The sequence below is a fragment of the Leptospira johnsonii genome (genome assembly GCF_003112675.1).
Classification (GTDB): domain Bacteria; phylum Spirochaetota; class Leptospiria; order Leptospirales; family Leptospiraceae; genus Leptospira_B; species Leptospira_B johnsonii.
Genome location: NZ_BFAY01000006.1, coordinates 319,784 through 341,114, shown reverse-complemented (window position 1 = coordinate 341,114; position 21,331 = coordinate 319,784). Strand labels below are relative to the sequence as shown.

21 protein-coding genes and 1 tRNA gene are annotated in these 21,331 nt (G+C 42.3%); 13 read left to right on the top strand and 9 right to left on the bottom strand.

Features of this window, described 5'->3' with window-relative positions; translation table 11 throughout:
- Positions 1-2: 2 nt before the first annotated feature.
- The 5 genes from LPTSP_RS05260 to LPTSP_RS05240 form a co-directional block, all read right to left on the bottom strand.
- The gene (locus LPTSP_RS05260; protein ID WP_010515397.1) at positions 3-323 is read right to left on the bottom strand and encodes a bactofilin family protein; all 321 of its coding nucleotides are present in this window, start codon (positions 321-323) and stop codon (positions 3-5) included.
- Between the two features lie 71 nt (positions 324-394).
- A complete protein-coding gene (locus LPTSP_RS05255) occupies positions 395-1,564 on the bottom strand; it encodes an iron-containing alcohol dehydrogenase (protein WP_108927755.1) in 1,170 nt (389 codons plus the stop codon).
- An 82-nt stretch (positions 1,565-1,646) separates the two neighbouring features.
- Positions 1,647-1,970, bottom strand: coding sequence for a flagellar biosynthesis anti-sigma factor FlgM (locus tag LPTSP_RS05250; protein WP_108927754.1), 324 nt, complete (start codon positions 1,968-1,970; stop codon positions 1,647-1,649).
- Between the two features lie 12 nt (positions 1,971-1,982).
- The gene (rsmI, locus tag LPTSP_RS05245) at positions 1,983-2,732 is read right to left on the bottom strand and encodes a 16S rRNA (cytidine(1402)-2'-O)-methyltransferase (RefSeq protein ID WP_108927753.1); all 750 of its coding nucleotides are present in this window, start codon (positions 2,730-2,732) and stop codon (positions 1,983-1,985) included.
- Positions 2,729-3,454, bottom strand: a complete 726-nt coding sequence (locus tag LPTSP_RS05240; protein WP_108927830.1) for an LIC11073 family putative lipoprotein — start codon at positions 3,452-3,454, stop codon at positions 2,729-2,731. Before LPTSP_RS05240 ends, rsmI begins: the two co-directional genes overlap by 4 nt.
- A gap of 58 nt (positions 3,455-3,512) precedes the next feature.
- On the opposite strand from LPTSP_RS05240, the gene LPTSP_RS05235 reads away from it, so the two are divergent.
- Complete coding sequence (locus tag LPTSP_RS05235) at positions 3,513-4,232, top strand: LIC_20245 family lipoprotein (protein WP_245915469.1); 720 nt, start codon at positions 3,513-3,515, stop codon at positions 4,230-4,232.
- On the opposite strand, the gene nadE is transcribed toward LPTSP_RS05235, so the two are convergent.
- Together nadE and LPTSP_RS05225 are read right to left on the bottom strand one after the other, a co-directional pair.
- Positions 4,229-6,118, bottom strand: coding sequence for an NAD(+) synthase (gene nadE / locus LPTSP_RS05230; protein ID WP_108927752.1), 1,890 nt, complete (start codon positions 6,116-6,118; stop codon positions 4,229-4,231). The two genes, LPTSP_RS05235 and nadE, sit on opposite strands and share 4 nt — an antisense overlap.
- Positions 6,119-6,195: 77 nt before the next feature.
- The gene (locus LPTSP_RS05225; protein ID WP_108927751.1) at positions 6,196-7,443 is read right to left on the bottom strand and encodes a 3-deoxy-D-manno-octulosonic acid transferase; all 1,248 of its coding nucleotides are present in this window, start codon (positions 7,441-7,443) and stop codon (positions 6,196-6,198) included.
- 6 nt (positions 7,444-7,449) lie between these two features.
- Between LPTSP_RS05225 and LPTSP_RS05220 the strand changes: the two genes are divergently transcribed.
- Positions 7,450-8,067 (top strand): HAD family hydrolase, encoded by a 618-nt coding sequence (locus LPTSP_RS05220; RefSeq protein WP_108927750.1) that lies wholly within the window; start codon positions 7,450-7,452, stop codon positions 8,065-8,067.
- On the opposite strand, the gene LPTSP_RS05215 is transcribed toward LPTSP_RS05220, so the two are convergent.
- A complete protein-coding gene (locus tag LPTSP_RS05215) occupies positions 8,039-8,737 on the bottom strand; it encodes a flagellar filament outer layer protein FlaA (RefSeq protein WP_245915472.1) in 699 nt (232 codons plus the stop codon). The two genes, LPTSP_RS05220 and LPTSP_RS05215, sit on opposite strands and share 29 nt — an antisense overlap.
- Before the next feature lie 141 nt (positions 8,738-8,878).
- On the opposite strand from LPTSP_RS05215, the gene LPTSP_RS05210 reads away from it, so the two are divergent.
- Genes LPTSP_RS05210 through proC form a run of 3 tightly spaced genes read left to right on the top strand, consistent with a single transcriptional unit; the run spans position 8,879 to position 11,006 of the window.
- Positions 8,879-9,562: a hypothetical protein gene (locus LPTSP_RS05210; protein ID WP_245915468.1), complete on the top strand. Its 684-nt coding sequence runs from the start codon at positions 8,879-8,881 to the stop codon at positions 9,560-9,562.
- Between the two features lie 2 nt (positions 9,563-9,564).
- Entirely contained in the window at positions 9,565-10,230 is a 666-nt protein-coding gene (locus tag LPTSP_RS05205; protein WP_108927747.1) for a YggS family pyridoxal phosphate-dependent enzyme, read from the top strand.
- Positions 10,227-11,006: a pyrroline-5-carboxylate reductase gene (gene proC / locus LPTSP_RS05200; protein WP_108927746.1), complete on the top strand. Its 780-nt coding sequence runs from the start codon at positions 10,227-10,229 to the stop codon at positions 11,004-11,006. Before LPTSP_RS05205 ends, proC begins: the two co-directional genes overlap by 4 nt.
- A gap of 118 nt (positions 11,007-11,124) precedes the next feature.
- Here the strand turns inward: proC and LPTSP_RS05195 are convergent.
- Positions 11,125-11,197 (bottom strand) — tRNA-Met (locus LPTSP_RS05195).
- Between the two features lie 199 nt (positions 11,198-11,396).
- Between LPTSP_RS05195 and LPTSP_RS05190 the strand changes: the two genes are divergently transcribed.
- The 8 genes from LPTSP_RS05190 (at position 11,397) to nhaC (ending at position 21,166) form a co-directional block, all read left to right on the top strand.
- Positions 11,397-12,461 (top strand): sensor domain-containing diguanylate cyclase, encoded by a 1,065-nt coding sequence (locus LPTSP_RS05190; RefSeq protein ID WP_108927829.1) that lies wholly within the window; start codon positions 11,397-11,399, stop codon positions 12,459-12,461.
- 65 nt (positions 12,462-12,526) lie between these two features.
- Positions 12,527-12,757 carry a hypothetical protein gene (locus tag LPTSP_RS05185; RefSeq protein ID WP_008592549.1) on the top strand — a complete coding sequence of 77 codons (231 nt, stop codon included), beginning with the start codon at positions 12,527-12,529 and terminating at the stop codon, positions 12,755-12,757.
- A 109-nt stretch (positions 12,758-12,866) separates the two neighbouring features.
- The gene (locus LPTSP_RS05180) at positions 12,867-13,886 is read left to right on the top strand and encodes a retropepsin-like aspartic protease (protein WP_108927745.1); all 1,020 of its coding nucleotides are present in this window, start codon (positions 12,867-12,869) and stop codon (positions 13,884-13,886) included.
- Positions 13,879-15,033 carry a tRNA 2-thiouridine(34) synthase MnmA gene (gene mnmA / locus LPTSP_RS05175; protein WP_108927744.1) on the top strand — a complete coding sequence of 385 codons (1,155 nt, stop codon included), beginning with the start codon at positions 13,879-13,881 and terminating at the stop codon, positions 15,031-15,033. Before LPTSP_RS05180 ends, mnmA begins: the two co-directional genes overlap by 8 nt.
- Positions 15,003-17,294, top strand: coding sequence for an alpha-hydroxy-acid oxidizing protein (locus LPTSP_RS05170; protein WP_174704431.1), 2,292 nt, complete (start codon positions 15,003-15,005; stop codon positions 17,292-17,294). The genes mnmA and LPTSP_RS05170 overlap by 31 nt, the downstream gene beginning before the upstream one ends.
- 251 nt (positions 17,295-17,545) lie before the next feature.
- Positions 17,546-18,757, top strand: a complete 1,212-nt coding sequence (locus LPTSP_RS05160; RefSeq protein ID WP_108927741.1) for a PilZ domain-containing protein — start codon at positions 17,546-17,548, stop codon at positions 18,755-18,757.
- The gene (locus LPTSP_RS05155; protein WP_174704430.1) at positions 18,723-19,721 is read left to right on the top strand and encodes a pseudouridine synthase; all 999 of its coding nucleotides are present in this window, start codon (positions 18,723-18,725) and stop codon (positions 19,719-19,721) included. Before LPTSP_RS05160 ends, LPTSP_RS05155 begins: the two co-directional genes overlap by 35 nt.
- Positions 19,718-21,166 (top strand): Na+/H+ antiporter NhaC, encoded by a 1,449-nt coding sequence (nhaC, locus tag LPTSP_RS05150; RefSeq protein WP_108927739.1) that lies wholly within the window; start codon positions 19,718-19,720, stop codon positions 21,164-21,166. Before LPTSP_RS05155 ends, nhaC begins: the two co-directional genes overlap by 4 nt.
- Positions 21,167-21,331: the final 165 nt, after the last annotated feature.

The following is a 21,331-nucleotide window of genomic DNA, read 5'->3' as shown; positions in this document are numbered from 1 at the left end:
AATTACATGATGCAATTCCCGCTGAATTTTGCTCCCGATTCGATTTCCAGATCCGGAGTGCGAACGTCTCCGACTAATTTTCCTGTCTTGCGGACGGAAACTTTGGAGGCAGCGCTGATATTTCCTTTTAGATCTCCCTCGATTTCCAAGGTTCCTGTTTCGATATCGGCCTCGACTCTTCCAGTTTCTCCTACGATCAAAGATCCAGTGGTCTCAATGGTACCCTTGAATTGGCCCTTGATCTTGAGTGCGTTATTGAAACGTAGTTTGCCTCGGAATTGGATGTCTTCCCCGATAATCGTGTCTATGGATTCTTCGCTCATGAGTCTCCATTCTCGGACCCCGATCGGACCTTTCAAATGTTTTTCCCGACATAAACCGCTTTTTTTACGGCTTAGAACGCAGCGACTAGGATGGTTTCGATCTCGTTTTTAGGAAGTTCCCTAGGAAGAGAATCCAAGAAAGGAAAAGAAGAAGCAAGGCTTGCGATCCCAGGCAGATCAATCTTACGAACCTCGTATTCAGAAAGCCTTTGCGGGATCTTAAGTTCTATATAAATTTTACGGATACCTTCTACCGCTTTGATGGCAGCCTCGATCACCGAAATATTGGTGATGTCCTCGTCCAGGGCTTTTGCGATCATCACATATTTACCTGCGGAGGAGGTCAGGTTGTACTCCATCACGTGGGGAAGAAGAATTGACATCGCTTGGAAAACGTCCAGGTTCGTTAGGTTAGAAGCCGCTAAAGAAAGTGCATAACAAAGTCCTAATGAACTGGAAGAATGGGACATTCCTACAAGCAGACTCGCACCGAAGATCGCATTTTTGTACTGCAAGTTCTTAGGATCCCTTATGGCAGGGACCAAGTTTTTATAAATGATCTCTATCGCTCTCAAAGAAGAGGAGTTTGTAATTTCGTTCGAATATTTGGAAAGAATACTGTCTACAGCAGCGGCTAAAATTCCCACACCCACTTTTGCCACGTCCGCAGAAGTCATAAAACTGCTGATCTTAGCGTCAGCGATCACCATTTCCGGAAAAAGAAACTCATTAGAATAATAACGAACGGTCCTGTCGTCATCCATGTACACTGTAGCTGTTGGAGAGCATTCCAGGCCCATCACTGGGTGAGTAGGGATCAGAATGAGAGGGATCGGTTTTTTTAGTCTAATATTTTTTTTCAGGATAAAGACATCTTCTGCGAACGCGTCGTTACTCGCAAGAAGTGCGACTAACTTTGCCATATTTAAACTTTCGTAAGAACCGTAGCCGATGATACAGTTTGCGTTGGAGATCCTAGCGAAGTAGGCGGCAGTATCTAGTTCTTTTAATGTAGGTTCTTTCTCTATATTGTCGTACAGAATGACACCGTCTATATGTTTCTCAAGAGAGGTTTTGATGATGGAGAACTCGTCCATATTCTCCAACTCACTTTGAGTGGAAAGAATGACCGCGCGGTTGCCTATATTCTTAATGAAGTTTCCCATTTTAAAGCCGCAATCGACTTCAAAATGGATTTTGGTGGGAAAACTAAAATTGATCCAGTCGGGGAGTATCGGCATTTTGTGTCGTTCTCCCTTTTAATTGAGAGGAAGTATGTAAAATCCGGAATCCAAGGGAAACAATTCCGGATTTAATTATAAATTAACGGCCTAAAAAAGATTCTGCGATACGATCAGCTACTGCGTTCAAGATCTCAGGGCTGAGATTATCGTAATCTCCATTCTTTAGTTTTTCCTTAACTTCTTTCAGCTTGGTGGAACGTTCAGAATCCACCGGGCTTGCCACGATCTTTTGTGCGATCGTTTGAACTTCCGCTTGGATACGAGCTTCCGAAGCCTTTTGTTTTGCAGTGTCGGAAATAGAAATATTGTCGAATGATTCTTTAGATTCAGTTTTGCGTACAGGGGCCGACTTACGTGGCTCGTAAGATCCTCCACCAATGCCGCCTATTTTATCGATAGTCATGGGTTTTCCCTCTCACTCTAAAGTATCGGCATCTCCGACACGTCCGTTAAGCATTTTTTTAGGATTTGTATAGATTAGCACCACAAATTCTCCCTTTTCCGGGAATTTCAGGGATTCCAGGGGCTGAACAGGTTCTATTTTCAGGATTTCCTCATGGATTTTAGTCAATTCTCTTCCTAAAAGGATCGGAGAATTTGGAAAAATTTCCCGGATAGCAGACAGAGTATCCCTGATCCTATGAACCGATTCGAAGATGGTGAGTACTCCTTCGAAGTTTTCCCATTCTTTTAGTTGGTTTCTTTTTTTACCCTTTTTCTCGGACAGAAAACCAAGAAAGAGAGAAGGCTGCACCTGCCAACCGGAAACGGAAAGCATAGAGGTGAGAGCGCTTGCCCCCGGGATCGGAACGATTGGAATATTCTCCTCTCGTAATATGCGAACCAGTTGAGAGCCCGGGTCTGAGACACCAGGAGTTCCTGCATCCGAAACTAAGGCTAAGGTTTTTCCTGATTTTAGATCTTCTATAATACCTTTATAAGGTTCCGCGCCTTGGTCCTTATATAATGTACGAGTCTGGGTAGAAATTTCGTATGTCTGAAGAAGTCTTCTGCTATGAGAAGAATTTTCGCAATAGATGATATCCACTTGTTTGAGGACCTGAACCGCTCGGAAGGTGATATCTTCTAAATTTCCTATGGGGGTAGCAACTACGTAAGCGGCTCCAGGTCGGATAGTAAATTTAGAGTTGGGAGTTTCGGTCATAGATTGCAACCCGGCGGAGATTCTCCCGCAGGGCAGGCGCAACCGGTAGCCGCATTTCCCTTGGTGCAGGGATTACAAGCGGTTCCGACAGGACAAAGAGCTTGGGTGGAAGTTGAGCAGCTTGCCGTAGTGCATGCAGTAGGATTACAACTTGTATTCGTTCCACAATGGTCCGGATAGATGGAACTACATCTTGTGACCGGAGTGGACATATTAGAAGTGATGCCTGTATTCAATAATGCTCTTAATGTGAAAGTATAGACCTCACATTTTTGGAACATCTGCACTGGGGAGAATGGCTGCAAGTTTTCGATCGTCTGGGTCACCACATTGGAAGTGGAAGCTTGGATCGCTAACTGAGGAAAAGAAGGTTGGACCCCGTTTTCTAGATATAGATTGGCATTATTGAGAGTTTCTCCCGCGGAAGGGATGGCGAAAGTGATATAAAGATTATAACCTACGAATTGAGGTTCCAGGTTAGTGATATAATATCTCAGATCATACTCTGGCTTATGAGTATCTATATTATCGTATTTAGCGGTTATGGAAAAAATTTGGGGAACTCCCACTGGAGTTAAGAATACAAAAGGGGACTGGGTCACCTCGGTATTCGTTCCGCAAGAGGCGAAAAACAGAAAAAACGAGAGTAAAACCGTCTGAACGGCAGGGGTTTTTAGGTTGCCTGCCTTTTGGGTCTGTTGGATTCTAAATTTACAACCCACAAGGATAGAATTCGACCTTGGAGCGGTCTTACAACTAAAAAACTGAGGCTTCCTCGTCGTGACTAGAGTTCGAACATTATTAATTTCCGTAGTTTTTATAGTATTCTTCATCTTCTTATTGGTGGTCTTATTTTGGACCGACGATGACAAATCGGATTCCAAAAATAAACAAAGTGAAGCAGAAGCGCTCGCCAGTATTTTCGGAGGAGGATCGGGATCCAGTTCCGGACGCTCCGGTTATGGCAAAACAGGTGCGGATCCTTCTCTATTCGATTCAAACTCCGATTTTTATAAGGCCGGAAAAGCAGAATATCGCGAACCTGAAGCGGGAGAACCTTCTTCTGAAAATAAACCGGGAGCTCCTGCAGCAGATTCGGATAACCCTGTAAATCCTCAATCAGGTAAACCTTACACAAATGAGGAAATGGAAAGATTCGCTCAGCTCAAGGAAAAGTTTCCTAATAACTCGCTTCTTCCCAGCCGTATGAGCCCTGCGGAAAAAGAGCAAAGAAAAGTTTTTGAACAAAGAGTTTCAGAAGCTACCAGAGCAGTCTTAAGCCGTACCGCATCCAAGGACCAAACCGTTACTTATTACGATTATATGGAGAAACAATCCAAGGACAGATTGGAGATCGTAAAATATTTGGTAGATCTGCAAAAAGGATCAGGTGATCCAGAACAAGAAAAGAAATTAGAGACCATCCAACAAACTATGATCCAACAATTGGAACAAGTACAGAAGGATAAGCAAAGAGCTTACGAACAAGCCGGGCTTTAGAAAGAGATCTCGCTCAGGATCGGAAAACGGAAACTAGATTTAGGATCCAAACCGTATTCGTCCAAATGAAAAGAAGGCGGGAGCCTTTCTCTTTTCCATTGGCTTGCGGAGAATAATTTTAAGAATTTCTTTTTGCCTTCTTCTGCTTCTTTCTGGTCGGACCATTCTTGGGATCCTAAAAGATCGTCAGGAGATTTTCCTAAGAACACAAAATTCCTTTCTAATTTTTGGAGAAGTGGATAAGGCATTAGGTCCTTCTCATCTTCCTGTTTTTCGGAAAGCGGTTTTAGTTCCGCAGTAGGTTTGGAATGGACGATACCTTCGAGAGCATTTATCTTAGGAAGGATTAAATCTTTTCCTTCGGATACATTCTTAAGCCAAGAAAGTAGAAATTCTTTACTGACCCCGGTGAGTGGAGCAACAGAACCGGAAGAGTCCCCGTCCATCGTAGTATATCCTACGCTTGCTTCACTTCTATTTCCTGTGGAAAGAAGAAGATGTCCGTTCAGGTTGGCAAGTAACCAGATCAAGGGAGATCTGACCCTTGCTTGGATATTTTGAAGTGCAAGATTATGCTCTTTCCAATTTGGAACAAGTCCTTTCACTGAGGAAATTTTTTCCAACATGGATTTTACTTCCGAATCCACGGTAATCTCTGCATGGGTAAAACCCAATTCTTCCGAAAGTTGTTTTGCGGAATTTTTGGTTTGTTCCGAATTGTTCTCCGTTCCTTGGAAAAGTGTGAATAGTAGATTTTTTGGATTTAATCCTATAGATTCCAAATATTTGGGTCCGAGTTCTTTTTGGGAGAATAGAATTCCCGCTTTAACAAGAAGTGCACAGGCTGCGCTATCTGCTCCGCCTGAAAGAGATAATGTATAACCTTTTGTTTTGGATTTGATCAGATAATCAAATAGGCCAAGAGAAGTTGCCCTAGTAAAATCTTGGAATAGATCCGACTTGGAAACTTGGATCGAATGATCCAGACTATTTTGGGACTTGAGAGGATGGATCTCTATTCTTTGTAGGCCTTTTCCCCTGGATCTGAATTCTCTTGTTCCGGAAGACCTGAAGTTTCTCGCCCGATTGGATCTAAGCTCTTTTGAATCCAGATCCAAATGAGTACTTTCAAAATCCGTAAAGTGAAGTTTGGGACCTTCTTGTTTTATATTTCCGTCTACGATCCCCATACAACCGCCTTCGAAGATCAAACGGCCCGACTCATTCCCATCTAAATTGGCATAAAGAATTGCAGTAGAAGAACTTCGAGAAGACTCGGAGAACATTTTTTTACGGATCTCTTGTTTTCCCAAAGCAAAATGAGAAGCTCCCGGAGAAAGGATCAGATCCGCGCCTGCTTCGACTAAATATTGACCTGGTCTTGTCTGGACCCAGGAGTCCTCGCAGATCTCTATTCCAAAATTGAAATCAGGGCTTTCAAAAAGTAGGGAACCGAATGGCAGTTCTGATCCGTCAGGAGTGATCGCATAATTTCTGGATTCTTCTCCCTTTGTGAACCATCTGTTTTCGTAATGTACGCCCGTTTGGGCCAGGTTTTGTTTTGGGACGAGTCCTAGTATTTGTCCATTCTGCAAAACCGCAGAAACATTGAATAGATAAGGACTTTGGAAGAATGGAAGTCCAACAATTACCGTTTTATCGGAAGTCGCTTTTGCTATCTCTAATAGGCTTTTCCAAGATTGTTCCCAAACCCAAGGAAAATAGAAAGTGTCTTCGCAACCGTAACCGGAAATGCACAGTTCAGGAAAAAGGATCAAAGAAGAATTCATATTGGCCTGGATAGCAGACAGGATCTTTTCTCGATTCCCTTTAAAATCTAAGGCGGTCGTTTTTAAACTTACTGCTGTGCAACGGTAGAAGGACATTTCCTTCCTAGTATCCTCTATTCGTAATGGGAGAAAAGGATTTTTTGTTTCGCGGAGAGCTTACTGAGCTCGCCAAGTCAGCGTTCTTTGCGCGGACCGATCTCCAAATAAATCCTTTCAGCTGCTCCTCTACCTGTTTCTACAAATTGGCGATTAGAAAAACGAATGGCCTCTTTTCTTTCAGAGCTTAATTGCAGTATTTCTAAAACTTCTTCTTTTGTGCGGATGATAAAAAGTCCACCTCTATGATTTAGTTCTATTGCTTCCGGCGCATGTGTGATCCTTGGGCCGCTCAAAAGCGGAAGTCCAAAATAGGCAGGCTCCAGAACATTATGCACTCTATTATGTAATGCTCCTCCAACATATGCAAAGTCCGCGGCTCTATACGCATGGGCCAAGATCCCAAGCACATCGAATAAGATCACTCTGGAAGAAATGGAATTAAATTCAGCGTGAGAATACAAAGTAGAATCCGATGTGAATTTTTTGATCTCCGATTCTAACTGAGTGATCCTTGCCGGATCGGTTTTATGGGGGAAGATCCAGAAGGCTGTATTTTTGAGAGAAGATTCTTGCAAAAGTGGAAGAAGCAATTTTTCACAAGGTTCGTAAGTAGAAGCGAGTAAGAATACCTGAGAGAAAGGATAATTTTTCGGTCTTTTAAATTCTCTTTGGCTCGTTTCTATTTTTTGGATCACAGAATCGAATCTGGAATCTCCCAGAGTTTTAATAGGTTTTTTCTCTCCGAGTAATTCTTTGAATTTTTCTTCTCCTGAAGAATGAGAAGTTAGAATTTTATCGAATAAGTTGAATGCTGCCTTATAAAATTTTCTTTTTAAAAATCCTTTGGGGAGAGTGATGACAGCGGAAGCGAGGATGGTTTGGATCCTTCTTCTTTTGGCAGCTAAAAGTAAATTGGGCCAACGATCCCAGGCCATACATACCAAAACTTCTGGAGAAAATTTATCTAAAATAAAATCGTAACTCCAAGGAAAATCCAAGGGAAGACGAAATTTCAGATCTGCCGGAAATGCTTCCAGACTAGAATCTCTAACTGAATCGGAGAATACACTTTGGAGAAGAAAAGTTTCTGGCTCCTTCTTCTTATATACTAGAGCGAGCGCTTTGCATTGGTCTAGTTCTCCCACCGAAGCCGCATGTAACCAGACCACTTTTTGTGCTTTGGGTGCGAAGGGGTAAGAGAGTATCCTTCTCTTATCTTCTTTTCTGGTTTTGAGAAAATTTTTTGCGCCAGGGATCAGCAGCGAGAAAATGAAAATCCAGGGCCAAAGAAGGATCGTCAAAATCCGATACGTTATTAGCATAGTGGTATGAGATCTCCTCTTTTTGTATTCGACCTAATGGATACTCTGATCCAGGACCCATTCCATCTGGCCTTAAAAGAACTTTTACCGAGAGAACATTGGGAAGATTTTAAGAACGGTCGGGAAAAGCAAGCCTTCTTGGATTTCGAAATGGGAAGAATCGAAGAAGAGGATTTTTTCCAGAGATTTTATTTGGATCCTTATAAGGACAAGGGACTTCCTCATCCTAAGGATCTAAAGGAAAAGATGTTTTCCCGCATCAATCCAATTCCTGAAACCTTGGAGATCGTAAAAAGTCTGAAGGAAAAAGGATTTTCAGTGGTCCTAGCTAGCAATTATTCGATTTGGTACAAAGAGGTCATGAAATTCCCGGAGATAGCTGAGTTATTACATTCTCTGGATGCGTTGTATTTTTCCTGTGAGATGGGTGTGAGAAAACCTGCCCAAGAATATTACCAATGGATAGAGACTGATTTTCCAGGAAAAGATTATGTGTTTATAGATGATAATCCAACCAATGTGGAAGTCGCAGGATATATGAACTGGAATGCTTTTAAGTTTAATCCCAAAAAGCCGGAAGAGTTAAAGGAATTCCTTACAGAGCAGTACCCCAATTGTCTTTGACATCCGCTCCGGGATAAGATTCTTCTCTGCTGTCGATCAGTATCCCTAAACGGTCCATATAAAAATAAAATTCACCTTTCGGTTGGAAAGGATTCGGTTTGATCCGGATAGAAACCAGCTCCAAGGGAAAACGAAGCGATTGGTTGAGCCTGAGATTTCTGGCTGGGACAGCAATTTGTGTCTCTATTCTTTTCCAACCGTCGAATTTGAGGTCTCCTAATTCCAAAACGATCTCTTTGGATTTTTTCTGATGGAATACCAACTCCAAAACAACATTATGATTATTGGAGTAAGCCCAAAAAAATACACGAGTTGGAATTCCAATCGGAAGACGGATCGGCTCCTTAGGTCGGATCTCCAAATGTTCATGTTTTGGATTTTCGAAGAATGTTTGGACCATCATAGACCTGTATTCTTCTTTGGGAGACGCCTTGTATAATTCTCTTTCTTTCGAAAATGCAAGAGAATCCGGGACCTGAGACACATAGTCTATTCTGTTTAAGAAGGAAACTCCTCGGTATATTTCCCAAGGTCTTTCTCCCTCAAATGAATCTACTAGAAAAAGATTGTAATGCTTCCAATCGGCTAGTACTTTTTCTAATTGAAGGACTCTACTTGCCTCGTCTTGGTCTCTTTTGACGGGAGGCGCCCAGGTCGGTTTTGGAAGGATCCATAAACTTAGGCAAAAGCAGAATAGAACGGTCCGTATCACTCTAGATCTTTCGGTAGATTTTGTGGATCTCCTAATAAGAAGCCGGGTTTTTTGCCCAATTCTCGGGTTTTCCAAGCCGATAATTGTAAAAGGTATTTTATGAACCGGGATATTCTCAAAATCCTACTCAGCGGACTTCTCATCCTACTACTTGGATCTCTCGCATTTTATTTATATGTGGAAAGAGATCGGATTGCCGCTTGGTATAAGGATAAAAATCTACAAATAGAAGAAAAGTCCCAACCGGAACGTACCATTCTTACTCCGGAAGAAGTGCCTGACGGAAAAGATCTATCTTCTCCGAGCCAAAACTTTGACTCCGATTTTTCGAAACCTAAAGATACGGTTACCGAACCTTCTTCCCAACCTTTGCCAAAAGACTATGAGGTTCCAGGTTTAGGAAAGGAGAAGAAGGACTCCCTTTCTACAAAAACTTCTGAGAAGCAGGAGACAAAGGTTTCTGAAACTTCCGATCTTCCCAAAAGAGAAGAAATGGAGCGCCCTAGAATAAAACAAAGGGATGAAAGCCTAGTCGAATACGACGACGGTCCTAAACCGAAAAAAGAAAAACGTCATTCTAAAAAGTACAAGAAAAGAAGAACGGCTCATTCTTCCGTAAACGCAAAGATCAGCTCTTTGGAAAAGAGAGTAGGGCGTTTAGAAAAGAAGTTAGGGATGAAAAACGGATCACCTAAGAAAAAGAGCAAAATATCTTTGCGCAAACGTGTGGAAATCCTGGAACAAGAAGTTTCCGGGATGAAAAAAAAGTCCAAGGCCGATTAGGTGTGGGTGTTTCTGAGAATTATAGATCTATAGTACAAGAATTAGAGTCCTTAAAACCCGTAGGAACTCCAACACTTATAGCAGTTTCCAAGTTCCAACCCAAAGAAAAAGTACTAGAAGCGATCTCCGGAGGAGTGATCCATTTCGGAGAAAATAGGGTCCAAGAAGGGATCGAAAAATTTTCCGACTTGGGAAAACCTGAAAAAGATTTTATACTACATCATATCGGTCCTGTGCAATCTTCTCATATCCGAAAGTATGCCGGTCTATATTCATTCGTTCATGGAGTAGGTTCCGAAAAGATCTTACAGGAATTGAAAAGAAGAATGGATGGGGACCGCTGGAAGATACGTTACTTCCTACAAGTTAATCTAACGGAAGAAGATTCAAAATCAGGATTTTCGAAAGAAGAAGTTTTGGGACTTCTCCAAAAAAAAGAAACTCTCAGTTCCGAGTTCTGTGTGTTAGAAGGTTTTATGACAATGGGCCCAAGCTCCGGAGATCCGGAAGAAACCCGCAAAGTGTTTAGAGAGATTGCGGAGATCCGAAAAGGATTTTTTCCCCAAGGAAAACTATCCATGGGAATGTCCGGCGATTACAGGATTGCATTGGAAGAAGGAAGCGATTATCTTAGGATTGGGACCGCAATATTCGGAGAAAGAACATGAAATACAATAAGATCGGTATCATAGGCTGCGGAAATATGGGAGGAGCAATATTACGTTCTCTCCAAGCTAGAAACATAGATGTGATCGGTTACGATCCGTATCTAGATCCTAAAAAAGCGCAAGGAATGGTTATAGAAACAGATTGGTCCCAATTTCAAAAGAAAGCAGACCTTCTTATCTTAGCGATAAAACCGGCAGAAGTTTCTAAAACTCTTAGATCTTTGGAAGCTCCTAAGGCGATTCTCTCCGTAGCGGCTGGAATTGACACGAGGGTACTTTCTTCTTCTGCTCCTAACGGATCCAAGGTTGTCCGTATTATGCCAAATCTTCCGATTCTTGTAGGAAAGGGCGCCTTAGGATATTATGGAGATAAGGAATTATACGAAAGTCTGAAAGAGATATTCTCACCTATCTCTTATTGTTTGGAACTTTCCAAAGAAGAACTATTGGATGCGGTGACTGGACTCTCCGGTTCAGGTCCTGCCTACGTACTTAGGTTTATCCAAAGTTTGGCGGAAGGTGGAGTTGCCTCCGGTTTGACATACTCTCAAGCTCTGGAGCTTTCCATACAGACTGTGATAGGTGGTGCTGAATTACTTGCAAAAGAATTGGAAAAGAATCCTGATACTCATCCGGAAGTTTTGAAAAACAAAGTAACTTCTCCAGGCGGAACAACAATCGCAGGTTTAGAAGAGTTGGAGAAGAATAAATTCCCATTTGCCGTTATCTCAGCAGTCAAAAGAGCAACGGAACGTTCTAAAGAGTTAGGAAACTAACTAGAAAGGATTAGCAAATAAGAGATTTGTTTCTTTTTTATCAGGAAAGAGTAGAAAAGGTAGAAATTAAACGTCTCTTTGTCTACTTTTGAGGATAATGATTTGATGTAAAACGCTCTAGCGCGGACAGGATTCGAACCTGTGACCTTTGGGTTATGAGCCCAACGAGCTACCGGCTGCTCCACCGCGCGGCGTCTAGAACCATGTTTCCTTAACCCAGGCTGAAAGTCAAATGAAAAACCAAAAAGAGTTTGATTTCCCCGAGGAAAGCTTTTTGATGCTACTACCTCTTGCGGATCGACTTCACGGAAAATGTTCAAAGTCCGTAGGCGAAGAAACGGATTAGCGAAATAAATTATCTTTTCAATTTTGTATTGGGAGATTCCACAGTTGATCGGAAAAGACAATGACCCATTGATGATCGAATATTATGAGAAGAAGATCTATGATCAGAAACAACTTCTCGAGATCAGTAAGGCTCTTAATTCCACACTGGATTATAAGTATCTAATCGATGCTATTTTAAATATTTGTTTAGCTCAACTTCAAACATTGAGCGCGGCTATCTTTTTAGCTCCGGAAGCAGACTCCAATTATTTCGAATTGGAACCTAGCTTCAAAGGATTCGATCTTGCAGAAGATGATGCAGGGTTCCGGATCAAAACAGATGCACCTTTAGTTACTTTTTTAGAAACCAAACTTAAGGCTATGACTCCCGATCAAGTCGAAGAGTCCATGGGCTTAAGTCCAGAGTTGGAATTTTTAAGAAGAATAGGCGGAGACCTCATCATTCCTTTGAACGCAAAAGGAAAAGTGAACGGACTTCTTCTCTTAGGTGAAAAGATCACCATGGGAGAATGGATGGAAGAGGACAGGGACTTTCTCACAACTCTTTCCACCCTTGCAGGGATTGCAGTAGAGAACTCTAGACTGTACGAACTTGCTACCGTTGACATGATGACCGGTTTGAAAGTACATCATTACTTCCAAACCAAACTGAAAGAAGAGATGGAACGTTGCCGTAAAAAAAGAACGAATCTTGCTCTTCTATTCACTGATGTGGACAACTTCAAAAAGTTCAACGATACTCATGGGCACCAAGCTGGTGACCAGGTATTGATCGAAGTCGCTGCAAGGCTGATCCAATGTGCAGGCAAACATGATATCGCCGCCAGATATGGTGGAGAGGAATTCTGTTTAGTCATGCCAGGCGCGGACTTAAAGCGAGGCTTTGAAATGGGAGAACGTTTGAGAAAGGCGGTAGAAACTGCTTCTATCCCGAATCCGAACGGAGGACCTGATTTCCAAGTTACTCTTTCCATAGGAGTTTCCGAGTTTTGGGCAAATGACCGAAACAATAAGGATCTGATAGAAAGGGCGGATAAGGCGCTTTACGAGGCAAAACATTCCGGTAAAAACAGGACTGTTTCCTTCCAAATACCGGTCCAGAACTAGTTTTTTCCCATTTTCTCGGGGATTTCGGGCTTATCGAATTCTAAAATTCGACCGAAATCTCTATCATGGAAAAACAACTTGAGCTGGACCATTATTATATCAGCCAGATCGAAGAGGCGGAGCTCGGAAAACGTATCCGTAACCGAGCTTTAGGAAGAGAAGAGTTCGATTTTTCTCCTTATTCCTGTTTTATAGAGTACAAAGCAAAAGATGCTCAGACAGGAATAGAGTATAGGGATTGTGTAATCGACTATACACGCTGTCCAAATTCCCGCTGTATCAAAAAACTTTTGTAATTCTAAAGCGAACTTGGACGGAGTTCGCTTTTCTAAATTTTCTCTTAATAAAAAAGAATCGATTTTTTCCCTAAATTTGAAATCCTAATCGGGTTTTCGAACACTGGCGATGCTTTTTCTTTCAAATCGTACATTCAAAAAAAGAACTATTCTTTCCAAGATTATCCTTGGGGTATTCTTCTTTTATGTAGCTGGTTGTACTACTTTCGATTTTCGAAATTTATTCTCAGGTTATATTCGTTACGAAAAAGATGCAGGTGGGATCTGGATCCGGCTTCCTTTAAAAGAAGTGGATCATCTTCCTGTAATTTATCTTTCTTTGGACAAGGATAGAGAACCTCTTAGATTCCTGATTGATACGGGTGCATTTGTTTCCTTTCTTTCGGAAGATCATGTTCCGGAAAATTCTCCCAAAAGAGTTTTGAGTGCGAGTTTTCCAGGAGGTTCCGTTCAGTCTGTAAGAAGGACGATCAAAAATGATCTATTCATCGGAGGAATTCGTCCGTTCGAGTCAGTAGAATTTTATTCTCATGAATTTCCTAGAGAACTTAGAGTTGATGGGATATTGGGAATGAATGCATTCTTAGGTTCCGTCGTAGTTTTAGATCTGCCGGATAGAATTTCTCTTTGGAGATCTTCTACTTCCAGTCCTGCTCCCGGTTTTTTAGAAGAAAATTTATTTCCAATGTTTTTGAAGTCTGGCCAACCATCTGCGGTGCTTCTTCGTCCGCCGGGAACTAGAAAAGAATCTTGGATTTTGGACACCGGAGCGGAATACAGCGTTCTAGACTGGGACACGATCAAATCGGATCACTCAACAGAATATGTAGAAGGAAAAGAAGCTACAGTATTCAACTTTGGTGGGGGCCGACTAAAGGCAAAGATTAGAACACTCCGGCCTTTTTGTCCTGTTTTCGTGAAAAACGATTCTGAAGGTATAGGCTTCTGCACTCCCGAATTGGAGGTTTTTCCAGGAGGAATTCCTTCTGATGCTTTGCATTCGGACCATCGGAGAGGGATCGTCGGAATACTGGGACGGAATTGGATGGAAAACTATCGAATTCTTTTGGACACAAAAAGGAGTCTTATTGGTATAGTAGGAAAGGAATTGGTCCCAGGAAATGAGTAAGGGTAAGATCATAGTAGCGATGAGTGGAGGGGTGGACAGTGCGGTCACAGCAGGCCTACTCATGGAAGAAGGTTACGAAGTGATCGGTGTCAACCTGCGCACCTGGGAATACGAGGCACCTGCCTGCGATACTACTAAAAAATCCTGTTGTTCTCCGGAAGATATAAGGGATGCAAGAGACGTAGGTCTCTCTTTGAATATCCCATTTTATGTGATCAAGATGGAGAAACTTTTCCAAGAGAAGGTCATAGACAGGTTTGTAAACGATTACAAGGAAGGAAAGACCCCGAATCCTTGTGTGGAATGTAATACTTTCGTGAAGTTCGGCGCCTTATTCGAAAAGGCTTCTGCATTAGGAATTGATAAAATAGCAACCGGACATTACGCAAACATCGTAGAGATAGACGGAAGATATGCTATTTCTAATGCAGAGGATATGAATAAGAACCAAGCATATTATCTGTACGGATTGTCCCAAGAAAATCTGAAAAATACTGTTTTTCCTTTGGGTGGAATGACTAAACCCGAAGTCCGAGAGATCGCTAGAAGAATGGGACTTCCAGTCGCCGAAAAAGCGGAGTCCCAAGAGATCTGCTTTATTCCTGAGAACGATTATAGAAAGTTTTTGGCTAAGAAGAATATTAACTTCACTCCCGGTCTGTTCAAATTGCAAGACGGTCAGGTACTAGGAGAACATACCGGAAAAGAAAACTTCACCATAGGACAAAGAAAAGGTCTGGGCATCGCCTGGAAGGCACCTTTATATGTGATCTCTATCCAAGACGATGGAACTGTAGTTTTGGCAGAAGAGAAACAAACCTTTGTGGGCTCCTTTATCGTAGAAGATTTGAATCTGCAAGCCTGGGCTCCAATACTCGGGACAGAAAGTGCGGAATGTAGGGTTCAAGTAAGATATCGTTCCCGTCCTATCAAAGCAAAAGTAGTACGCAACGAAAACTTTATACAAGTATTTCCTCTGGAAGAAGTAAAGGGAGTGGCTCCTGGTCAATCCGCGGTATTCTATCCGAACGATTCAGACTATTTACTTGCAGGTGGGATCATCCGAAAAGGGAGCGTGACCACTTACGAAAAATCTGATCTCAGTACATTAGAAAAATCGGAACTAGGAGTAAGCGTTCTTCCGTGAGTAAAAAAATCGCAGGTAAGACGATCCTAATTATAGGTGGAGGACTTTTACAGGTCCCAATCATCCAAACGGCAAAAACGATGCTTCTTAGAACTGTAGTTGCGGATATGAATCCGGAGGCGCCAGGTCTGAAAATTTGTGATCTTCCTTTGATCATGTCCACTAAGGACATAGAAGGAATGGTAAGAGAGGCCAAAAAATTATCCGCAACGACTAAGATAGACGGGGTCATCACCGCAGGAACGGATGCAAGTATGACCGTAGCCGCAGTAGCAAACGCTCTGGATCTTCCTGGGATCAGATTCGTTGATGCGGAAGCGGCTTCCAACAAAGTAAAGATGAGGGAACGTTTAAAAAAGGCCGGAGTTCCTATTCCTGGTTTTGCTCCAGTATGGAGTATCCAAGATACTCGTGACGCGTTGGAATTCCTACAATTTCCGTTGGTAATGAAACCTGCGGATAATATGGGAGCCCGTGGAGTTGTAAAAGTAAATAATAGAGAAGAACTCCAGGCAGCATTCAAACATGCAAAAAAATATTCTCCTACAGGCGAGATGATCTTAGAAGAATATATGCCAGGTCCTGAAGTTTCCGTGGACGCACTTGCATGGGACGGCAAATTTATGATCACAGGTCTTGCAGACCGTATCATAGAAAGAGAACCGTATTTTATAGAGATGGGCCATAATATGCCTTCTGCTCTTTCTCCTGAGATCCAAAAGGAAATAGAGGATGTGATGTTCCGAGGAATGCAGGCACTCGGGATCAGAAGAGGTGCGGGTAAAGGAGATATCAAGGTCACTCCGACAGGTGTAAAAGTGGGAGAGATCGCAGCACGTCTTTCCGGTGGGTTCATGTCAGCCTTGACTTTTCCTTTATCAAGCGGGATCAATTTGAATCGCGCAGCCATCTTGATTGCCCTGGGTGAAGAGCCTGATAACTTGGAACCATTATTTCACAGAGTTTCTATAGAAAGAGCATTGCTTGCGCCTAAAGGAAAACTACTTTCGATCGACGGATTGGAAGAAGCTAAAAAGATCGAAGGTGTAACCGATATCTTTCTTCTGCACAAAGTGGGAGATATTATTCCTGAGCCCACGAATAATATTGAAAAAACAGGGCATGTGATCATCTCCGCTGAGAATTTGAGCCAGGCAGAGAGTATATTCTCCAAAGTATTAGAAACCATTAAATTTAGTTCGGACGAATTGTATTCTATTTCCGAAAAAGAAATTGCGGCTAACGCAAGATCCCGTTTCGGAAAGGAGATCTGCTGGGTCTGCAAGGTTTGCGATGGAACGGACTGCGCTTCCGGAGTTCCGGGAATGGGTGGAGTAGGAAGAATGCTCAGCTTCCAGGACAATACCAAGGCATTAGAAGAATATTCCATTCTGCCCAGATATATCCGAGAAAATGTGCTGGCGAGCACTGATAGCTTATTTTTAGGACAGAAATTATCCACTTCTTTCATGTGTGCTCCGATGACAGGTGCAATCACAAATATGAGCGGAGCCATGGATGAGTATACTCTGGCTGCAGTTTTATTGGAAGGATGTTTGGCTTCCGGCAGCTTAGCATGGTTAGGCGACGGAGCAAGCCCCGAAAAATATCTGATCATTCTAGAAGCTCTCAAAAAAGTGGAAGGAAAGGGTATACTCATCTGCAAACCTCGTGAAGACGAGGGGCTCATCAAAGAAAGATTCCAAGAAGCGGAGGCTCAAGGAGTTCTCGCTCTCGGAATGGATATAGATGCGGTGAATTTCAAAACATTAGTCCAGAAAAAAATCCCTTCCATCACGAGAGGAGTGGATGCTCTTTCTAAAATACGTTCTTATACAAAACTACCTTTTATCTTAAAAGGTGTGATGAGTCCTGAAGATGCGATCCTTGCAAGAGAAGCGGGAGCGGATGCGATCGTTGTTTCCAATCATGGAGGCAGAGTTTTGGACGATATGCCAGGAACTGCGAGAGTTCTTCCTACAATCCGAGAGGCCTTAGGCCCCGATTTTCCGATCTTAGTGGACGGAGGGGTAAGAAGTGGGGCAGACGTTTTTAAAATGCATGCATTAGGAGCGAACAACGTTCTGATCGGAAGACCGATGGCAATTTCCGCGGTAGGTGGAGGAGTGGCAGGAGTCCGTTTCTTGGTGAGCCAATACACGGAAGGTCTGGCACAGGCAATGAATACGGTAGGCGTTTCCAAAATTTCCGAAATTAGGAAAGAATTTATTTTCAGAAAAAAAGAAGAAACTTCTTCTTAAATTCAACCTTAGATTTTTCTTTTTGCCAGACTTTTGATACAATTCCACAGAAGGTTTCCCGGGCATCCCCACAACGTATTAGTAGAATATAATGCAAAGTATAGAATGCTATTCCTGATAGGAACTTCTTCAAAAAGTAAGAAGAATGATCCGGAAAATTCATTGGAACCAGTAATTTCCTTTCCCTAAACGAGGGAGCCGTTAAACTCGGATTCCTTGCCGACGGATAAGGAATCCTTTAGGAGGAAAGTTTGGATAGGACTGTCAAAGAAACAGAGGCTCTGACTAAAATCCTCCAAACATTGTTTGCGAGACTGCCGGTTTCTGTGGAAATTAAGGGCAGGTCTTATCCCGCAAAAATCGTAGGGATCAAAGACGGTCTCTATCTTCTGGCTTCTTTCCCTGGAAAAGCGGATGGGGAGAAGACCAGGATACTATTTCTCACCCACAATAATCATTTTTTCCACGGAGTCTTTACAGTTGTCCAAAGAAATACGGGCAATGGACTGGAATTACTTAGGATCCAGGCGGTAAAGGTCAGCGAGGCAAAACGTGCCCAAGGCAGGGTGGAATTGGAAGGCGGGGGCGGAGAACCTATCATTCTCACAAATCTCATCAACCAACTTCACTTAAGACGTTCATTAGGTTTTGTTGATAAAATAGTAGAGACTATCCTTCAAAAGCATGCCAAAAAAATGAAGGAAACCTATCCTGATTCTTTGATCTATTTTTCGGATCGGATGGATAACCGTCTTCGGATCATGTATAATTTTGAACAATCCATCTTTGTTACCAATCGTTTGGAAAGAAGTTCAGGCGGAGCGGGACAAAATTTCGTTCCGATCGAAGAATATCTAAAACTTCTCGCATTGAATAAGATAGAATCCAGATTTGTTTCCGAAATTTCGGTTCTAATCCGTTATAAAAATTATACACCTCTCGGATATGTTCAAGTCCTTTCGGACAAACCTATGGATACGGAAGATTATAATAAGATCACATTATTTGCAGCCGCAATTTCCAGAGATGTGATCGCTTCCGGATTCTTCCAGGAATCTAAGGAAAGATGTATCGCAGAAGATATAAGTAGAAGCGGACTTGGTTTTTTCCATCCTCAATCCATATTCTTTTCCAGAAGTTTTGCTGTAGGGGAAATTTTACTTTTCGATCTGCAAATGAACCAAGAACTCAAGGGCACTTATAGAGCCGTTATTCGAAATATCACGAACACAGACAAAATGTTTCGTATCGGTTTACAATTCTTCAATTTGAATTCTAAAGAAGAAGAGATGCTCAACCAATTCGTGGATTCAAGATTAGGACCGGGAGAAGGTTCCCAGGCCCCCGAATCGAGCGTCCCGGATCCAGGTCCTCCTCCTGAAGAGGAATCGCCTCCGGAAATGGAAGCGGTTTCGGAAGAAATACCGGATATGGGTTTCGAAGGAGAAGAAGAGTCTGTCTAATTCTCCTACACAGGAAGGTCTCAGAACAAAGATCGGAAAAGAAGAGGCCGGTTCCAGATTGGATGTATTTCTAGCTTCCAGATTTACTTACCAATCCAGATCCAATTGGAGAAAAATATTAGAAGAAGGTAAAATACTTGTCCAGGGAAAACCTGCAAAACCTTCTTATTCCGTAAAAGAAGGGGACGAGATACTTTATCTTCCAGGAGAAAGTTTCGAACCACCTATACTAACTGATTTCAAAATTTTATACGAAGATTCACGTTATATCGCGGTAGAAAAACCGGGAGATATCCCGATCCATAGTGCCGGAAGATATAGAAAAAATAATCTTACGGATCTATTAGAAGAAGATCCCCGTTTCGAAAAAATTTATACCATTCATAGATTGGACAGAGAAACATCCGGAGTAGTGGTTTTTGGAAAGGATTCCGAAGCTGCTTCTAAATTATCCGATTTATTCTCCAAAAGAAAGGTAAACAAAACGTATATCTCTTATGTCTGGGGGAGTTTTCCTACCCGCCTTAGAGCGAAAGGATTTTTGATTTCGGATCCTTCTTCTTTGATCCGTAAAAAAAGAAAATTCGTCTCCGAGAATTCTTTTCAAAAATTAGAAACTCCGGAAGAAAATCCGGAAACCTGTGAGACTACATTTCGAAAAATTGGAGAAGGTATGCTCCAGGGAGTTCCCTTTTCTAAAGTATATTGTTTTCCTAAAACGGGGAGACTCCACCAAATTCGAGCTACAATGTATTCCTTGGGATTTCCATTGCTCGGGGATAAAATTTACGGTAAGGATGAGGGAGCATTTCTGGAGTTTATAGAAGGAAAAGATCCGGATCTTATCTCGAAACTTGGAATGAATCGACAGGCTTTGCATTCCAGTTCTCTAATATTCGTTCATCCATTTACAGGAATAAAAACGAAGATCAGATCCAGTTTGCCTGAGGATTTTCCGGGATGAACGAAAAACCAGGATTTTGGATCTCCTTATTTCCTCTTGGATTTTTGATCCTTTCTTTGAGTATTGCAGGATATTTATTCGGAGGGGGGATCGCAGAAGGACCGGCTCAGATTTTGTTATTCAGCGCAGGTGCAATCTCTGCGGGAATTTCCAGGCTCAGAGGAATTTCTTGGGAGAAAATTGAAAACACAGTTCTGGATTCTCTTCGAAACGTTTTGCAACCGATACTCATCTTACTTTTGATAGGAGCATTGATCGGGATTTGGATCCGGTCCGGGATCGTTCCTGCACTTATAGTATGGGGACTGGAATTATTAAAGCCTGAGATCTTTTTACCTTCCGCTTTGATCTTATCTTCCGTTGTTTCTTTAGCAACTGGAAGCTCTTGGTCCACTGCAGGCACTATCGGTGTTGCGTTGATCGGAGTGGGAGCGGGACTTGGAAAACCTTTGGGAATGGTTGCTGGAGCAGTTGTCTCAGGGGCCTATTTCGGAGATAAACTTTCTCCTTTTTCGGAAACAACGAATCTTGCATCCTCCATCACTGGAGTTTCTCTTTTATCACATATCCGTAATATGGCCAGGACTACTTTGCCTGCTTTCGGGATCTGCCTTTTGGCTTTCGGATTTTTAGGCTGGGACGGAAGCCAGGGGGAAACGGAAACTGCAACGGGTCCCGTGATCTCCGCATTGAGAACCGAATTCCAAATTTCTTGGGTTTTACTTTTTCCTCCACTTCTTACTTTTTTTCTGATCTATTTTAGGGTTTCTGCAATTCCCTCTATCTTCATTGGGATCTTGAGCGGAGGAGTTTGTTTTGTTCTGACCCAATCCAATATATATGCAAATTCTTTAAACTTTCAAGACGCAGCTTCTTCCGCTTTTAAAAATTTTGTCTCGGCCGCCTCTGAAGGTACTAAGGTTAAAACTGGACACGCAGTCGTGGACGGATTATTATCGAGGGGAGGGATGTCTTCTATGCTTTCCACTGTTTGGCTCATCATCTCCGCTATGTTTTATGCGGGGATTATGGAGGGAGGTGGAATGACCCAGGTGCTGGCAGAAAAGGTTTTAAACTGGGCCAAAGCCAGAGGTTCCTTGTTCACTGCTACGGTATTTACCTGTGTGGGGACCAATCTATTCTGCGCGGACCAGTACCTCGCGATTGTGGTCCCGGGCAAAATGTTCAAGGAAGCTTATGCCAGAAAAGGATTGGATCCTAGAAATCTTTCCAGATGCTTAGAGGATTCGGGAACAATGACCTCTGCCTTAGTTCCCTGGAATTCCTGCGGTTCCTTTATGGCAACTGCATTAGGAGTTCCTACACTTGTGTATCTTCCTTACGCATTCTTAAATTTACTTTCTCCTTTGTTTTCCTTACTTACTGGATGGACAGGTTGGGGTCTGGCTGGAAAGGATCCGGAATCTAAAAAAGAGTTTTCCTGACATCTTTTTAGCTTTTAAGAAGAAGAAGGTTTCTATAACATTTGCTCGATTATAAATCTCAGAAAAATGCTTGTGTCGTCACAGCGATATGCGAAAATACTCGAAAAGTGAGCAAAAGCTCACATTTTAAAAAAGGCATATTTCGGGTGAAATTCCCGGATACTT

Bases quoted from the DNA above. Each gene is read 5' to 3' on its own strand.
- proC (WP_108927746.1), top strand. From the start codon at position 10,227: ATGAAATACAATAAGATCGGTATCATAGGCTGCGGAAATATGGGAGGA.
- LPTSP_RS05225 (WP_108927751.1), bottom strand. From the start codon at position 7,443: ATGCTAATAACGTATCGGATTTTGACGATCCTTCTTTGGCCCTGGATT.
- nadE (WP_108927752.1), bottom strand. From the start codon at position 6,118: ATGTCCTTCTACCGTTGCACAGCAGTAAGTTTAAAAACGACCGCCTTA.
- LPTSP_RS05250 (WP_108927754.1), bottom strand. From the start codon at position 1,970: ATGACTATCGATAAAATAGGCGGCATTGGTGGAGGATCTTACGAGCCA.
- LPTSP_RS05255 (WP_108927755.1), bottom strand. From the start codon at position 1,564: ATGCCGATACTCCCCGACTGGATCAATTTTAGTTTTCCCACCAAAATC.
- nhaC (WP_108927739.1), top strand. From the start codon at position 19,718: ATGAACGAAAAACCAGGATTTTGGATCTCCTTATTTCCTCTTGGATTT.
- LPTSP_RS05220 (WP_108927750.1), top strand. From the start codon at position 7,450: ATGAGATCTCCTCTTTTTGTATTCGACCTAATGGATACTCTGATCCAG.
- mnmA (WP_108927744.1), top strand. From the start codon at position 13,879: ATGAGTAAGGGTAAGATCATAGTAGCGATGAGTGGAGGGGTGGACAGT.
- LPTSP_RS05260 (WP_010515397.1), bottom strand. From the start codon at position 323: ATGAGCGAAGAATCCATAGACACGATTATCGGGGAAGACATCCAATTC.
- rsmI (WP_108927753.1), bottom strand. From the start codon at position 2,732: ATGACCGAAACTCCCAACTCTAAATTTACTATCCGACCTGGAGCCGCT.
- LPTSP_RS05185 (WP_008592549.1), top strand. From the start codon at position 12,527: ATGGAAAAACAACTTGAGCTGGACCATTATTATATCAGCCAGATCGAA.
- LPTSP_RS05180 (WP_108927745.1), top strand. From the start codon at position 12,867: ATGCTTTTTCTTTCAAATCGTACATTCAAAAAAAGAACTATTCTTTCC.
- LPTSP_RS05210 (WP_245915468.1), top strand. From the start codon at position 8,879: ATGAACCGGGATATTCTCAAAATCCTACTCAGCGGACTTCTCATCCTA.